15 protein-coding genes and 1 pseudogene are annotated in these 14,775 nt (G+C 57.1%); 4 read left to right on the top strand and 12 right to left on the bottom strand.

Annotation, left to right across the window (positions count from 1 at the left end; translation table 11 throughout):
• Positions 1-20: 20 nt before the first annotated feature.
• The 7 genes from CBB62_00630 to CBB62_00600 form a co-directional block, all read right to left on the bottom strand.
• Positions 21-359 (bottom strand): hypothetical protein, encoded by a 339-nt coding sequence (locus CBB62_00630; GenBank protein ID OUT40909.1) that lies wholly within the window; start codon positions 357-359, stop codon positions 21-23.
• A gap of 111 nt (positions 360-470) precedes the next feature.
• A complete protein-coding gene (locus tag CBB62_00625) occupies positions 471-1,253 on the bottom strand; it encodes a hypothetical protein (GenBank protein ID OUT40908.1) in 783 nt (260 codons plus the stop codon).
• Positions 1,246-1,779 carry an RNA polymerase subunit sigma gene (locus tag CBB62_00620; GenBank protein ID OUT40907.1) on the bottom strand — a complete coding sequence of 178 codons (534 nt, stop codon included), beginning with the start codon at positions 1,777-1,779 and terminating at the stop codon, positions 1,246-1,248. The genes CBB62_00625 and CBB62_00620 overlap by 8 nt, the downstream gene beginning before the upstream one ends.
• 22 nt (positions 1,780-1,801) lie before the next feature.
• Positions 1,802-3,052, bottom strand: coding sequence for a peroxiredoxin (locus CBB62_00615; protein OUT40906.1), 1,251 nt, complete (start codon positions 3,050-3,052; stop codon positions 1,802-1,804).
• A gap of 94 nt (positions 3,053-3,146) precedes the next feature.
• Entirely contained in the window at positions 3,147-4,055 is a 909-nt protein-coding gene (locus CBB62_00610; GenBank protein OUT40905.1) for a hypothetical protein, read from the bottom strand.
• A 6-nt stretch (positions 4,056-4,061) separates the two neighbouring features.
• Entirely contained in the window at positions 4,062-4,739 is a 678-nt protein-coding gene (locus tag CBB62_00605) for a hypothetical protein (protein ID OUT40904.1), read from the bottom strand.
• Positions 4,740-4,827: 88 nt separating this feature from the next.
• Positions 4,828-5,439, bottom strand: a complete 612-nt coding sequence (locus CBB62_00600; protein ID OUT42565.1) for a hypothetical protein — start codon at positions 5,437-5,439, stop codon at positions 4,828-4,830.
• Positions 5,440-5,522: 83 nt separating this feature from the next.
• Between CBB62_00600 and CBB62_00595 the strand changes: the two genes are divergently transcribed.
• The 4 genes and pseudogenes from CBB62_00595 to CBB62_00580 all read left to right on the top strand — a co-directional run bounded on the left by CBB62_00595 (position 5,523) and on the right by CBB62_00580 (position 8,358).
• Complete coding sequence (locus CBB62_00595; protein ID OUT40903.1) at positions 5,523-5,969, top strand: AsnC family transcriptional regulator; 447 nt, start codon at positions 5,523-5,525, stop codon at positions 5,967-5,969.
• Between the two features lie 92 nt (positions 5,970-6,061).
• Positions 6,062-6,994, top strand: a pseudogene (locus CBB62_00590) (IS1595 family transposase).
• On the top strand, positions 6,987-8,024 hold the full coding sequence (locus CBB62_00585; protein ID OUT40902.1) for a hypothetical protein: 1,038 nt from the start codon (positions 6,987-6,989) through the stop codon (positions 8,022-8,024). The pseudogene CBB62_00590 and the gene CBB62_00585 overlap by 8 nt, the downstream one beginning before the upstream one ends.
• 10 nt (positions 8,025-8,034) lie before the next feature.
• Positions 8,035-8,358, top strand: coding sequence for a hypothetical protein (locus CBB62_00580; protein OUT40901.1), 324 nt, complete (start codon positions 8,035-8,037; stop codon positions 8,356-8,358).
• A gap of 95 nt (positions 8,359-8,453) precedes the next feature.
• Here CBB62_00580 and CBB62_00575 read toward each other — a convergent pair whose 3' ends face one another.
• The 5 genes from CBB62_00575 to CBB62_00555 form a co-directional block, all read right to left on the bottom strand.
• Positions 8,454-9,515 (bottom strand): glycine betaine ABC transporter substrate-binding protein, encoded by a 1,062-nt coding sequence (locus CBB62_00575; protein ID OUT40900.1) that lies wholly within the window; start codon positions 9,513-9,515, stop codon positions 8,454-8,456.
• A 166-nt stretch (positions 9,516-9,681) separates the two neighbouring features.
• The gene (locus CBB62_00570) at positions 9,682-10,659 is read right to left on the bottom strand and encodes a glycine/betaine ABC transporter permease (GenBank protein ID OUT40899.1); all 978 of its coding nucleotides are present in this window, start codon (positions 10,657-10,659) and stop codon (positions 9,682-9,684) included.
• Between the two features lie 55 nt (positions 10,660-10,714).
• Positions 10,715-11,929 carry a hypothetical protein gene (locus CBB62_00565; GenBank protein ID OUT40898.1) on the bottom strand — a complete coding sequence of 405 codons (1,215 nt, stop codon included), beginning with the start codon at positions 11,927-11,929 and terminating at the stop codon, positions 10,715-10,717.
• A gap of 204 nt (positions 11,930-12,133) precedes the next feature.
• The gene (locus tag CBB62_00560; GenBank protein ID OUT42564.1) at positions 12,134-13,024 is read right to left on the bottom strand and encodes a universal stress protein UspA; all 891 of its coding nucleotides are present in this window, start codon (positions 13,022-13,024) and stop codon (positions 12,134-12,136) included.
• A 48-nt stretch (positions 13,025-13,072) separates the two neighbouring features.
• Positions 13,073-14,557: a sodium-independent anion transporter gene (locus CBB62_00555; protein OUT40897.1), complete on the bottom strand. Its 1,485-nt coding sequence runs from the start codon at positions 14,555-14,557 to the stop codon at positions 13,073-13,075.
• Between the last annotated feature and the right edge of the window lie 218 nt (positions 14,558-14,775).

The raw sequence follows: 14,775 nt of genomic DNA, 5'->3' as shown, positions 1-14,775 counted from the left end.
GTGTATCGCGCGGTCTTCGTTCAGAAGCCTTTGTACATGCGGTCGTGCTCTGAATACGAGTAGGCACCTTGTTGTTTGCGCAAGTTGCGCATGTAGATCTTTTCACGGGTTGTTGTCGCGTGTCGCTCTGCGGCGTGTAATTCGATTTGTCTCTGGCGCTCTAAACGTTTGCTGTCGATCCAGTCCCGCTGTCGGCTCTGCATTTGGTTTTGCAGTGCTGATCGAGGTTGTTCGCTGTAAGGTGACGGGTAATTGTTGGCGTTGCGTTGTATAGATTCGTAAATAAGTCTCTCTACCTCAGCCTTAAATTCCGCACTGCCGGGTTTCATATTTGATTGGGCAAGCGCGGTCTGTGGCATTGCCAACAATGATAAGCCAAGTATCAATTTCCTGATAAACATGCGCTATCCAGACTATATTCCAATAATATTATCAGAATATTGGATCGCGCCGGTTTTTTCAAGGCAGGCTCAGTTGAACATGCTCATGAGCTGGCTCGCGCCGTGGGAGAGTTGCTCCGGATGGCCGCTGTTATCGACCAGCACATAGGCGGCGCGGCCGCGCTCGAATACCGCGACGGCCCGGCCCTCATATTCAAAGGCGTCGAGCGGGTCCTGCTCGTCGAACGGTGCGCGGGTCATGGAGAACAGCATGATCCGCCCGAATTCCGGGGTGTCAAGGGCGATGGCAACCGCCGGGCGCTCGGGGGCTGAGACAACCTGCACGTCCCAGACTACCCAGTCCTTCGGCAATGTCGGAATATCGATGCCGAGGGCGGCAACGATCTCGGCGGAGTTGAGCACGACGCTTTCCGGCTGCGATACCATCCAGTGACGCAGATCGAGAGCCGCCTGGGCATCGAGGGCTGCCTCGACCACCGGTGCAACCGTTGCTGACTGTTTCGTCGACTGGACCAGCCCATGGCTGGTCCAGCCGATTGCAAACATTGCCAGCGCTGCCGCGACTGGTACAGCCCGGGCAATGATGCGCCGCTGCCAGAGACGCTTTTCCAGCTGTCGCGCATTGGCAATCAGTGCCTCAGGGGCAGGTGAGGCAATCTGGTCGAGGGCAACGCGAAGGCCTTCGGTCGTACTGGCATCGGAAAACATGGCGGCCGCGTGTTCCGGCTGGCGTGCCAGATATTCGGCCACTTCAAACGCGCGGTCGGGGTCGAGCTGGCCGTTCATATAGGCCAGCAGATCGGCTTCAAGGTCCTGATCCCTGTGCTGATCCTTGTTCTGATCGTCAGTCATCCCGTCCTCCAACAATCCTGAGCGGCTGACCCGGTTTGCGGGCTGGCCGGTTATCTTCAAAGTCCCTGATCGCCGCCCGCGCCCGTCCGAGGCGGGACATGACCGTCCCTTGCGGAATGGCGAGCACATCGGCGGCCTCGGCAACGCTGAGGCCCTCGACCGCGACCAGATGCAGGGCGGCGCGCTGTTCCTGCGGCAGTGACAGGAAGGCGGTGCGCAGCTGCGCCAGCCGTGCGGCGGTCTCGCCGGATGGCTGGACAAAGCCGGGGTTCATGTTGAGCCAATCCTGTTCGCGGGCAGCCGAGGCACGGCTGCTGCGCTGCTGGTCGATGAACTGGTTGTGCATGATTGACATCAGCCAGACCCGGATATCGCTGCCTTGCCGGAAACTGGCGATCCGTTCATGGGCGCGCAGGAAGGTCGTCTGGACGAGGTCATCGGCCTCATCATCCTGACGCACCAGCACCCGCGCATAACGGCGAAGCGCATCCAGTTGGCCAACGATGTCAAAACTTCCCCGTGTCATGTCCGGTCAATCACTCTGTTGCTCAGATCGCATCCGGGTTTTGTGCTGGTGCCGATGTTGTCGGCTCAGGGTTGGGTACACCGGGATGTGATCCTGCTTTATAGTCTGTTCCGTTCTCGCCTAGGAAGCGGGCATTTTCCTCACGGATGCGGGCTGCCGCCTCGTCATAGAGGAACGGCAGAAAGGCAAAGCGGCGACCGCGCGTGACCTTGCTCACCTTGTGCAGCAGGGCACAGGAGAACACCACGGCACCGCCTGCCGGAGCCTTGAAGCTGCGCGAACCATATTCCGGGAAGCCAACCTCGCCGCCATCGAAATCATCATTCAGGTTGATCGACACGGCAAAACGGCGATGGGCCGTGCCCTTGGTGGTGTTGTCACGATGGGCGTTGAAGTGCCCGCCATCCTCGGCCGCATAGCAGGAGACGATGTAGCGCTCCATGCGTGTGGCCTTGAACATATGGATCTTCTCGATCTCTGGCACGATGCGGCGCAGGATGCGTTCCTGCAGGGTGGAGATCAAGCGATCATCATTGATGTGATAATCCTTGCGCCGCTTGTGCTTGTGATCGGTGATCCCGACCGTGCGGCCATTGATCTCGCGCATGAAGCCGCTTTCGGAACCGCCATGCTCTTCATAGAGGCCGATCAGATGCTGGCACAGCTCCGGCTCGAAAACGCGGGGCAGATAGAGGATCGGAGCCTGCAGTTCGAGACCGTTAAAACGGTCGAGTGGCGGCAGTTTGTCGATGATCTGCATGACCTCGGCAATATCACTGCGGTCGTTGCGGAAATTGACCTTGGTGATGACGCGCATGCTTGGATCAATGATGACCCATGCCCGGGCTAGGGGAACGTTCCCTTGTCCGGATTCTGCTGCTTTGGGGGCAATGCCATAAAGCTTGGAAGCCTTCAGGTCGAAGTCCCAAAAATGCCGATAGCCCGGTATATGGTTGGCAATCCGCCCGGTAGACCGGTCCGACGGATCAATGCTGACACCGAAGAAACAGGCTGACTTGTCATTGAAGAAGTCTTCACGTGCACGTACGGCCTCAAGAGCTGCCTGCGCATGCGGGTCGGAGCCGGTGCCGTAGAAGCAGAGCACGAGATAATGCCCCGCGGCGGTATCGAAGGTGTATTGCGGGTTACCGGCGCTTACTTGGGTGAAATAGGGCGCGGGATCGCCGGGCAGCAGCCGGATATAGGCCGGTGGTGTCGAGGGTGAGGCAACAGGTGCGGGGTCGGCAGAGGTCACAGTGGAAAGGGACGTCATAATGGGCTCATGGCTCCGGTTGGATTTATGACGTATACGGAGCCGCCCGCCGATATCATCCCCACAAATGTAAATTTTTTTGCAGCAGGCGTTGTTAAAGCCCGAGCGGGTGGGCCGCTGTGTGGAACGAGGTCATCAGCAATGATGCACCGAGCAGCAGCAGGATGACGCCGCCGATGGTCAGCGCCGCACTCTGGCCGAATTTCAGGATACCGGCATGGCGCTTGCTCGCTGCCATGCGGGCACTGGCCCAGTCGCGCATGAAGACGGTGAGGCAGGCGAGCGTGCCGACCGCAATCGCGGTACCGGCGGACATGGCCATGACGGCGAGCACGCCGGTCAGATCCTGTTTGCTGACCTTGGCGAAGACGAGGATCAGTACCGCCCCGGTGCAGGGCCGCAGGCCGATGGTCAGCACGATCAGCGCCATTGCCTTCAGGCTGTTGCGGTGCCGGGCAATTTCCGTCGGATCGGGCGCATGGGTGTGGCCGCAACCGCAATGGTCATCATGATCATGGTGGTGCCCGTGCTCATGGTGGTCATGTCCATGGTTGTGACCGTGATGATCATGCTTATGGGTCTTGCGCATCGACCGCAGGCTGTCCCAGGCGCGTTTGAGCAGCCATAGGCCCATGATCGCCAGCAGCAGGAAGCTGGCGCGCTCGCTCCAGTCGACGGCGGCATCGGTCTCCCGCGGCAGCCAACCGGCAATACCGACCAGACCATAGACCAGCACGATGGCCGTCACGCCCTGACAGAGTGCACCGAGCACGGCCATTGCAACGCCACGGGCAAGCTGTTCCTTCTGGGCGGTCAGGTAGGTTGCAATCACGGCCTTGCCATGTCCCGGCCCGGCGGCATGAAACAGGCCGTAGAGGAAGCTGAGGCCGATCAGGCCAAAGGCGGTGGCACTGCCGCTGTTGCTGGCGCTGAAGGCATTGACCAGCGCCTCATGGAGCTGGCGCTGCTGTGTGAATATCCAGAGAACGGTCTCTTGCCACATCTGCCGTTACCCGTTGCTGCCGGTCGGGCAGGTGATGGTGACGACTTCCGAAAACAGGCGGCCCAGCCCTTCCGGTGCCTCGGCGTTGCGGTCGAGATCGGCGGCCATGAATATCTGTTCGGTGGTCGGGTTGGGCTCGACCAGCTTGCTGGTGCATCCCTCCGGCGCATTGTCGAGGAAGATGCGGCCATCATCGAGGCTGTGACGCATCTGGATGTAATAGGTCGGGTCGAAAATCTTGTAGACCAGTTTGGCATCATCCCCACTGCCGCTCAGGGTTACCGGCTGATCGAACATCAGGGTAAAGCGCATGATCAGGCGGTCGTCGATTATGTTGGTCGAGGTGTTCTCCGGCGGGCCAAAGGTCACCGGCTTGCCCCCGGCCTCTATCTCGGTGAACAGATCGTAGTCGCCGAGATTGCTGAGATTTTCAGCCATCAGATCATTGATGCGATCCTGAAAATCCGGCGCATCATTGTCGAAATCATAGAGGGCAAAGGCGGTATAGAGCGGATCAAACAGCCATTCCTCGCGCAGGCCGATAACCGCACCCTCGGCATTGAACATCACCCGGGTCTCCACATCGATAAAGGCATGGGGATGCGCCTGTGCCGCGCGGGGTGCGAACATCAGCAAAAGCCCGGTCAGGGCAGCGCAGAGATATTGCCGGCAGGCTGTTGGCATGATGCGGGGGTCATCGCTCCGGGGGTTGGTCTGGCCAAACTATATGGGCACGACCCGGCCTACAACAACCGTCATCATGTCACGGCTTTTACGAGAACAACATTACCGGGATAACCGAGGCAACCATGGCAACCGCTGCCGTGACGTTGAATATCCGCAACCATTTCGGGTCCTGCAGGAACCGGCTCAACTGGGTGCCGATCAGAATCCATGTATTGATGCAGGGCAGGTTGACGAGCGCAAAGACCAAGGCCACCAGCACGATACCCGACAGGCCGCTATCCGATGGTGCATAGGTGCTGATCGCGATCACGCCCATGCCCCATGCTTTCGGGTTCACCCACTGGAACAGGGCAGCCTGAATGAAGGTCAGCGGGCGACCGGCTGCTGCCGCTGCCGATTTCTCGGGATCGAGCGGTTTGGCATTGGCGATCTTCCAGGCCAGATACAGCAGATAGGCAATGCTCAGCGCCTGCATGCTCTTGTAGACAAGTGGATAGGTATTGAAGATCTGCATCAGGCCGACGCCGACGCCGAAAATCATCAGCGAGAAACCGATGGAGATGCCAAGCATATGCGGGATCGTGCGGGTCCAGCCGAAATTGGTACCCGAGGCAAGCAGCATCAGGTTGTTCGGGCCCGGGGTGATCGAGCTGACAAAGGCAAAGGTTATTAGGGCGGGGAGAAGTTCCAGATTCATCATGTGTGCAATAATACAGCGCATATGGCACAATGTGCCTGCGTATTGATGTGATTATCAGGTTATTTGCACAATAATTTGCGATGATAGACGGTATTGATAGGAAAATATTGCAAGCTCTTGAGCGTGACGGGCGCATGACCAATACCGAACTGGCCGGTCTGGTTGGGCTGTCCGCTTCTGCCTGTCTGCGCCGGGTGCAGGCGCTGGAGGCGAGCGGCATTATCAAGGGCTATCGTGCAGTACTCGACCACGGCAAGCTGGGGGCAGGTTTTATCGCTTATGTCGCGGTGCAGCTCTCGCGCCATACCAAGGAGGACCAGAAGCGGTTCGAGGATCACATGCGCAATGTGCCGCAAGTGCTTGAGTGTCACAACACTACCGGTACGATCGAATACATGCTGCGGGTACAGGCAGCCGACCTCGCCGATTACAAACGCTTCCATACCGAGGTCCTCGGCACCGTCCCCGGCGTCTCCGGCATCACCTCATACATTGTCATGGACTCCCCCATCGACCGACGGGGATGAGCCAAAAAAAGGGTCTATATACTTAACTAGCCAAAAATAGCTTGCGAACTTTGGCTAGTTAAGTTACAAGAGTTTTGTAAGGAGCAAAGCCCATGTGCAAAAACAAGCCAGAGACACTTTCGACATTTGAGTTCTTCGCCAAATTCCCTGACGAAGAAGCTGCGCGCAAGTTCTTTGAGGCAAAACGCTGGAACGGCGAAGCTATTTGCGGGCATTGCGGGTCTGTCAACGTGGTTGAGTGCAAAGACCACAAACCTATGCCTTACCGCTGCAAAGATTGCCGCAAGCATTTAAGCGTACGTACAGGTACTGTGCTGGCCGAGAGCCGACTTCCCTTGCAAAAGTGGCTTCTGGCCATTTTCATGCTCACCAGTGCCCGTAAGGGCATCCCTAACACCCAGATGGCGCGCGAACTTGGCGTAACTCAGAAAACCGCATGGTTTCTCGCTCAGCGTATCCGCGAGACATGGCTGAAAGACCGCGACGACCACACGGATGGTCAGGTGCAGATTGACGAAACATACATCGGCGGCAAAGAGCGCAATAAACACGCCAGCAAAAAACTCCGCGCTGGTCGCGGCACCGTTGGTAAAACTGCGGTTGTGGGCGTTCGTGACCAGCATGGTGAAGTGCGCGCCGTTGTGGTTGAAAACACGAAGGCAAAGACACTTACCGACTTTGTGAAAGATCACTGCAAGACAGGGGCAACCATAGTCACAGACACGCACGGCGGCTGTATTGGCCTGTCAAGCGCAGGCTACAATCACATCACCATCAATCACTCTTCTGGCGAATACGTTCGCGATATGGCGCATACCAACGGCATTGAAAGCTTCTGGTCCCTGCTCAAGCGCGGTTACATCGGTATCTATCACTACATGAGCGCCGAGCATCTGCACCGCTATGTGAGGGAGTTCTGATTCCGTCACAACACGGCTCAGATTGGCACCATGGACTTCATTGAAATGACAATCGACCGCATGGCCGATAAGCGACTGACCTACAAAGGGCTGATCAATGGCTGACAAAAAAGACAAGATTGATCCTATCGACGCGACTTTTGACGAGGTAGTGGGCGCAATTTCGCCACGAGTTTACGGGAAGGAAATCACCTCGATGGATAGAAAAATCAACAAATTAGCGCCTGTTAGGCGTAGGAAGAAAATCACCTCTGATCAAGGCACTTTTGACCTTGGAATAGACATAGAGCGCGACATAGAGGGCATCGGCATGGGTGTCCTGTCTGATGGCACTCCATACCTAAACCAGCGTGGACTTGCGGCCTTGTGCGGTGTTCAAAACGCCCATATCGGCACTATCAGCAGCCAGTGGAAAGAGTCTGTTCAAAAACCCAGAATTTCTACGATCAAGGGCATTCTTTTAGAAGCTGGTGCGGATTTTGCGCAGCCCCATATCGAAGTGCCACACAAGGGCGTTGTTCACTTCTGTTACCCGGCAGAAATCTGTTTGGCAGTTCTGGAGTACTATGCACTGGATGCAGGCTCCAATGTCCGCCCGGAAGCCAGAAAGAACTTTCGCCTACTTGCCGGGTCTAAGCTAAAAGAAATGATTTACAGTCAGGTGGGATATGACCCAACTGGCGGCATAGCTGAGCCACTTCGCAAATGGCATGAACGCATCGAATTAAACCATCAAAGCGCCCCGAGTGGGTATTTCAGCATCTTTAATGAGGCTCATACTGTGATTTATGAGTTGATCATGGCTGGCGCTGAAATCGGGGAAAAGATGGTTCCTGATATTTCCATTGGCCAGCATTGGGCAAAGTATTGGGATGCAAACGATCTCGAAAGCCGCTTTGGGGATCGTGAAAAATTCCCGCATCGCTACCCAAAAGATCACCCGCAAGCCAAGTCAAATCCCCAGATCGCCAACTGCTATCCTCTTGATGCACTGGGGGAGTATCGTCGTTGGCTTCAAGATGTCTACTTGGATGGCGGCAAGTTTAAGAACTATCTCAAGGGGAAAAAGGAAATCCCACCCTCAGTATCTCAGCTAGCTATCAAGAGACTTTCTCCAAAACTAATCGAGCAATAGGTGGCACGTTATGGCAAAAGCGAGGAAGATAGCCTTAAGAACTCGAACTTTTGACAAGGCTGGTGATGCAACAGCCTTCTTCAAAGCAATGCTAAACCGATACGAAATTGGGGAGCGAGTAAACCAAGCCGATGCGGCAGACCTGACCGCACTTCTTGATCGACATGATGAGAGGGTAGAGAAGGTGGGTAGCGGCATTGCGGGTTTTGAAGTCAATACACCGCCGGATGATGCCCCTCCGTTTTCCACTAGATGTTTTTGGGTGGTTCGTACCGACGAGAGCAAAGTAGATATTTCTTACAAGCACTGCCTTGAGAAAAAGCCCACCGACTGATTGGGAAGGCTAGTTAAATATATAGCTCCCCCCAATAAAAAACGGGGCGCGCAGTTATGCGACGCCCCGTTTTGACTGATTGATTTTATGCCGGATTACATGGCTGCGGCTTTGGCCTGTTCGATCCAGCTGTCGAAGGTTTCCTGATTGGCTGAAATCCACTCATTGACGTGGCGCTCGACATCTTCCTGGCTGTCTTCGCCGGCGAACATTTTGGCGTTCTGGGCATTGATGTCGGCAAGCGGAACGCTGGCGACCTCAAGCAGGCGACGGACTGCCGGGTTGTCCTCGAGGAACTCGGTATTGGCAACCGGACGAATGTCATTGGCCGGGTGACCCATTTTACACGGGTTGGAGACACAGCCCACAACATCGGCCACTTCGGCCTTGCTGATATCATCGGCCTGTTCTTCCGGCAGGGTCAGGAACGGTACTTCGATCCAGACGACATCTTCGCCGGGTTTCAGCTCGTCAACGACCCAGTTCGGGGTCCAGGTGTAGAAGAAGATCGGCTCGCCATTCTCATATTTGGCAATCGCATCGGCCATGGAGGCGGAATAGCTGGCCTTGATCAGCTCAACATTACCTTCGAGGCCATACTCCTTGAAATGGTGCTGAATCGCGATTTCACAGCCCCAGCCCGGTGGGCAGGCAACCATTTCAGCGAGGCCATTGCCGTTGCTGTCATAGGCTTCCTTGACTTCCGGACGCTTGAAATCCTCGAAGCTCTTGATGTTCAGTTCATCGGCGGTTTTTTTGTCCACCAGATAACCCTGCAGCGCACCGCCCTTGGCGACATAGCCGACGAGCTCAGCGCCCGGTTCGAAGGCATCACGGTATGAGCCGTGGCCGGGGAACCAGCCATTGACCCAGAGATCGACATCACCGAGGCCAACCGCCTGATAGAAGATCGGGTTTTGCAGGTCGTTCGGGACACCGACGTCATAGCCGAGTTCCTGCAGTGCCTTGCGATAGATTTCAGCCGGGAAATAACCGGTATCCCATGTGGCGCGCGCCATTTTAACGCTCTTGCCCTCGCCGGGCAGTTCATCAGCTGCGTTAGCAACCGGGGTCAGCGCAAGGCTGGCGGCCATGAATCCGCCAATAGCGAATGCAGCCATGCCCTTGGCTTTCAAAGTCTTGGTAAGATGGGTCATTATTGCTTCCTTTTAAAATTTATAGGGCTGAACCGGTGGGTTCAGGTCGTTCTGTTGCTGGTCTGAAGTTGATCCCTCTGGCTGTGGCACGTCTTCGTGGATCATCGGTCATCCTGATCTGGCCGCAGACCAAAGTCGGCGATCAGGTTATTCCTTGGTTATCGGCTCAGGTCGCCGGTTTGGCGGCACCTGTATCGGGAGTCGCATCCTTGCCTTCATCGATCACCTTGTTACGCATCAGCAGCAGACGCCCGATAAACTCGACCGGATCCCAGCGCGATGGCGTGCGGTTCAACTCGCCCATGCCCTGGGTGATGCGATCGAGAATGATGGCGAGCAGTACGATGCCGAGACCACCGACGGTGGCGGCACCGATATCGAGGCGGCCAATGCCCTGAAATACCCGCAGGCCGAGGCCGCCGGCACCAATCAGGGCCGCAATCACGACCATGGACAGGGACATCATCAGGGTTTGGTTCAATCCGGCCATAATGGAAGGCCAGGCAAGCGGCAGCTGGATATCGACCAGCATCTGGTGCGGTTTGGCACCGAAGGCGCGACCGGCCTCGACAATCTCGTTGGGCACCTGCCGAATGCCGAGCGTCGTGAGGCGCACCAGCGGTGGCAGGGCAAAGATGATGGTGGCGATCACACCGGGCACGAGGCCGACGCTGAACAGCATTACGACCGGCACCAGATAGACAAAGGCCGGGGTAGTCTGCATGACGTCGAGGATCGGGCGCAGGATGCGGTCAAATGTTTTGGACCGGGCCGCTGCAACCCCGAGCGGGATGCCGATGATGGCGCAGAACAGCACCGAGGTCAGGACCATGGCCAGTGTGGTCATGGTCTCGTCCCAGACGCCCATCATTTCGATGGCACAAAGTGCGATGGCGGTGAAAATGGCCGTGCCGACGCTGGCATAGCGCAGGGCGAGCAGGACCAGAATGATGGTGAAGGCCAGAAACGGTGTGGCCAGTAAGCCGTCATTGAGGGTCGTCAACACCCAATCAATCGGCTTTTTCATTTCCTGAAAGACATAGCGGTAGTCACGGACAAGGCCGCGCACGGCATCCTGCACCACATCATCGACGGGGAGGCGTCCGAACAGTTCGGACGGCCGGTATAGGAGTTGATCAGCCATTTTGGCTCCAGTTGGTTATGCTCGTTCTGTGTCTGCGTGCTGAGGCCTGCATCAATCAGGCGGCCAGTTCTGGGTCGCTCTCTTCCAGCTCGGCCAAGCGCTGGAACAGCTCGAACGGCTTGACGATGCCGCGCATGGTGCCGTCCGGGTCGGCCAGCACAATCGGCCGGTCATCCCGGCAATGGGCAAACAGGTCGACGAGCAGGGCGTTGCAGTCCACAGGGTCAATATCTGTCTTCATGACCTCGGCAACAGGCGCAGCCATGTTGGCACCGCTGTCATGGACGGTTCGTTTCTCAACCACGCCGATCGGCTTGTTATCCGCATCGGTGACATAGGCACCGGTCGCGCTCAGTCCGTCGATTACCTCACGAGCCTGACCGGCGGTCATGTCCGGGGTCAGTGTCGGCTGGTCCTTGTGCAGGGTCCATGCCTTCAGCACCCGGGCGCGGTCCACATCCTTCACAAAGTCGGCCACATAAGGGTCTTTGGGTTTGGAGACGATGTCTTCCGGTGTGCCGATCTGAACGAAGCGGCCTTCTTTCATGATCGCGATACGGTCACCCAGTTTCAGCGCCTCGAGCAGGTCATGGGTAATGAAGATGATGGTCTTCCGCAGTTTCTTCTGCAGGTCGATCATCATGTCCTGCATATCGCGGCGGATCAGGGGGTCAAGCGCACCAAACGGTTCATCCATCAGCAGGATTTCACTGTCGATGGCAAGGGCACGGGCAATGCCGACCCGTTGTTTCATGCCGCCGCTGAGATTGGACGGCTTCACATCGGCCCAGCCGGTCAGGCCAACCTCGTCGATTGCCTTCTCGGCCCGTGCATAGCGCTCTTCCTTGGAGATGCCCATGACGTGCAGGCCATAGGCAACGTTGTCACGCACGGTCTTGTGCGGCAACAGGGCGAAATGTTGGAACACCATGCCGAGCTTTTGCTGACGCAGGTCACGCAGGCGCTGAGTTGAGGCGGTAACGATATCTTCGCCATCAAGCGCGATCGAGCCCTGGGTCGGCATGATCAGGCGGTTGATACAGCGGATCAGGGTGGATTTGCCGGAGCCGGAAAGGCCCATCACGACAAAGGTCTCGGCCTCGTCTACTTCAAAGCTGACTTGATTAACGCCAATAACGCAATCTGTCTTCTGCAATACTTCTTCGCGAGAATAGCCGCTATTTAAATATTCCAGAGCTTTTTGTGGCTCTTTGCCGAATATCTTGACGATTCCTTCGGCCTTGATTTTTGGTTCAGGCTTTTGCGGCATGTTTCCATATATTTGTGATTATCTTTGAGGTTTGCGAACAATATATGTTCGCTGGTTGCTAATACAACCCCGTATGTCCGGTATGCCGCAAAAAAGACAAAATTTTATTAACGTAAGCGTATGAAATTATTGCTCACGGCAGCCGTTTGTACCCGCTGTTTTAGGGGCTGCGGGCAGCAGGGAATGGCGCTCTGATCGGCGGATTTAGCGGAACAGCAGGACCGGCACGAGGCAGGCGCGGATCATTTCCGTGGTGGTCGATCCGATCAGCAGGTTACGGATGCGGGAATGGCCATAGGCGCCCATGACCAGCAGGTCGAAACCCTGCTCATCGACAACGCGGGCAATGGTCTTGTCCGGGATGCCGGGGATGATCTCGCCGCTCGCCTTGTGGCCACCGGCCTCGATCAGTGCCTTGGCGTCGGCGAGACGCTGCTGGTTCTGTTTGCTGTCCTCGCCAACGATCAGGATGTGACATTCGAGATTGGCGAAGAGCTTGGAGCGACCGATATGGTCCACTGCCTTCATGGCACTTGGTCCACCATCATAGGCAATCAGGCAGCGCTTGACCGGTTTGAAGGCGCGGGATGCGACAAAGACCGGCTTCTTGCTGTGCCGGGCGATGCGTTCGAGATTTGAACCCAGATGCAGCTTGGCGAAATCGGCTGCCTCACCGCGCTTGCCAATCACCAGCAGGTCGGCATCGGCTTCGGTTTCGGTAACCGCCTCGACCACATCCTCGATCCGCAGCTTGGTGGAGACGTTCTCGATACCGGCCTCATCCATCACCGCCTTCGCATCCTCAAGGATCGCGCGGCCATGGAGCTGGGCGAGGCGTGAGCGTTGCTCGTCAAGGTTGGAGAGTTCCTCCAGCAGCGCAGAACGGGCACCGAGGGAAATGCTGCCACTGAGGTCGCTCGGTGGGCTTGCCAGCTTGCGCCGGTCAATCACATGCAACAGCTCGACCGAGGCACCGGTATGTCTGGCAATCCAGGCGGCATGATCGCAGACACTGCGCGAATAGACCGAGCCATCGACAAACACCACGAGTTTCGGCGCATAGGCTGGGGTATCGGTAGTTGTGGCTGTGGTCATGGCGGGCATTTCCTTCGGGCGGGATCGGCGGCTTGATGCCTTGTTGTTCTAGTGGTTCAGCAATGCGTCCATTGCACCGGGTTTATCATGGATGGCAAGTTTGTCGACGATAGTTTCGCTGGCTTTGTTCAGGCCGATCAATTCGACCTGTGCACCATCCCGGCGGAATTTCAGGACGATCATATCAAGGGCGGCAACGCTGGAAATATCCCAGATATGCGCCCGGCTGACATCGATGGTGACCTGCTCCAGCGCTTCCTTGAAATCAAAGGCGGCGGTGAAGGCCTCGGCTGAGGCGAAGAACACCTGACCCTCGACCACATAGGTACGTGACTTGCCATCCTCGGACAGGGTCGAAGACACGCGCATGATCTGGGCGATTTTCCAGGCGAAGAAGATCGCCGAGAGCAGGACACCGATCAGCACGCCGATGGCCAGATTGTGGGTCAGGACGACACCGACAACGGTGGCGACCATGACGATGGAGGAAGAGCGGGGATGCTCGCGCAGGTTCTTGATCGAGGACCAGCTGAAGGTACCGACCGAAACCATGATCATGATCGCGACCAGCGCCGGCATCGGGATGCGGGCAACCAGATCGCCCATCACCACGATCAGGAACAGCAGCAGCACCCCGGCAATGAAGCAGGACAGACGACCGCGACCGCCTGACTTCACGTTGATCATGGACTGGCCGATCATGGCGCAACCGGCCATGCCGCCGATAAAGCCGGTGGCGAAATTGGCCAGACCCTGACCGATGCACTCCTGATTCTTGCTGCTAGTGGTGTCGGTGAGGTCATCGACGAGGTTCTGGGTCATCAGGCTCTCGAGCAGACCGACTGCGGCAACGGCGGCGGAATAGGGCAGGATGATCATCAGGGTTTCGAGGTTGAACGGCACCTGCGGCAGCAGGAACACCGGGAAGCTCGATGGCAATTCGCCCATATCGCCCACCGTGCGCACGTCAAAGCCGAAATACACGCTGAGCGAGGTCAGCACGATGATGCAGACCAACGGCGAGGGGATCGCCTTGGTGATATAGGGGAACAGATAGATAATCGCGAGACCGGCGGCGACCAGCACATAGGTCAGCCAGGTCACATTGATCAGTTCCGGCAGCTGGGCCATGAAAATCAGGATCGCGAGCGCGTTTACAAAGCCGGTCATGACCGAGCGCGAGACAAAGCGCATGACGGCGCCCAGTCGCAACAACCCAGCGGCAACCTGCAACACCCCGGCCAGAATGGTGGCGGCCAGCAGGTACTCTAGGCCGTATTCCTTGACCAGCGTGACCATGAGAACCGCCGTCGCGGCGGTGGCGGCAGAAATCATGCCCGGACGTCCGCCGGTAATCGCCGTGATCACCGCGATGGAGAACGATGCATAGAGCCCGACCTTGGGGTCAACCCCGGCGATGATCGAGAAGGCGATTGCTTCCGGGATCAGGGCCAGTGCCACAACGAGGCCGGAAAGAAGATCGCGGCGGACATTGCCGAACCACTGGTCGCGATAGGTCGTGTAAAAATCCATGGCGGTACTGCCAGTTACGGTAAGCCGATTGTCATGAGGATTGCCCGTCACTGACAGGCGCGCGCTTTCATACCCTGTTGCGCCGCAAAAAAACAGGGCTGCCGCCTATAAAACTGCGTGCCGGACATATCCGGTCAGCCGGTTATGCTTGTGTTGAAACTGATTGCAGCTACACTTTACCCGGATTTTCACACGGTATCTTGGATGCTGCATCACAG

Source organism: Micavibrio sp. TMED2 (assembly GCA_002168225.1).
Classification (GTDB): domain Bacteria; phylum Pseudomonadota; class Alphaproteobacteria; order TMED2; family TMED2; genus TMED2.
Note: the sequence above shows the minus strand (reverse complement) of the source record. Positions and strands in the feature narration are given on the sequence as shown.

What these genes read in the sequence shown, in the direction of transcription:
- CBB62_00630 (OUT40909.1), bottom strand. Translation starts at nt 359, where the DNA reads ATGCCACAGACCGCGCTTGCCCAATCAAATATGAAACCCGGCAGTGCG.
- CBB62_00625 (OUT40908.1), bottom strand. Translation starts at nt 1,253, where the DNA reads ATGACTGACGATCAGAACAAGGATCAGCACAGGGATCAGGACCTTGAA.
- CBB62_00620 (OUT40907.1), bottom strand. Translation starts at nt 1,779, where the DNA reads ATGACACGGGGAAGTTTTGACATCGTTGGCCAACTGGATGCGCTTCGC.
- CBB62_00615 (OUT40906.1), bottom strand. Translation starts at nt 3,052, where the DNA reads ATGACGTCCCTTTCCACTGTGACCTCTGCCGACCCCGCACCTGTTGCC.
- CBB62_00610 (OUT40905.1), bottom strand. Translation starts at nt 4,055, where the DNA reads ATGTGGCAAGAGACCGTTCTCTGGATATTCACACAGCAGCGCCAGCTC.
- CBB62_00605 (OUT40904.1), bottom strand. Translation starts at nt 4,739, where the DNA reads ATGCCAACAGCCTGCCGGCAATATCTCTGCGCTGCCCTGACCGGGCTT.
- CBB62_00600 (OUT42565.1), bottom strand. Translation starts at nt 5,439, where the DNA reads ATGAATCTGGAACTTCTCCCCGCCCTAATAACCTTTGCCTTTGTCAGC.
- CBB62_00595 (OUT40903.1), top strand. Translation starts at nt 5,523, where the DNA reads ATGATAGACGGTATTGATAGGAAAATATTGCAAGCTCTTGAGCGTGAC.
- CBB62_00585 (OUT40902.1), top strand. Translation starts at nt 6,987, where the DNA reads ATGGCTGACAAAAAAGACAAGATTGATCCTATCGACGCGACTTTTGAC.
- CBB62_00580 (OUT40901.1), top strand. Translation starts at nt 8,035, where the DNA reads ATGGCAAAAGCGAGGAAGATAGCCTTAAGAACTCGAACTTTTGACAAG.
- CBB62_00575 (OUT40900.1), bottom strand. Translation starts at nt 9,515, where the DNA reads ATGACCCATCTTACCAAGACTTTGAAAGCCAAGGGCATGGCTGCATTC.
- CBB62_00570 (OUT40899.1), bottom strand. Translation starts at nt 10,659, where the DNA reads ATGGCTGATCAACTCCTATACCGGCCGTCCGAACTGTTCGGACGCCTC.
- CBB62_00565 (OUT40898.1), bottom strand. Translation starts at nt 11,929, where the DNA reads ATGCCGCAAAAGCCTGAACCAAAAATCAAGGCCGAAGGAATCGTCAAG.
- CBB62_00560 (OUT42564.1), bottom strand. Translation starts at nt 13,024, where the DNA reads ATGACCACAGCCACAACTACCGATACCCCAGCCTATGCGCCGAAACTC.
- CBB62_00555 (OUT40897.1), bottom strand. Translation starts at nt 14,557, where the DNA reads ATGGATTTTTACACGACCTATCGCGACCAGTGGTTCGGCAATGTCCGC.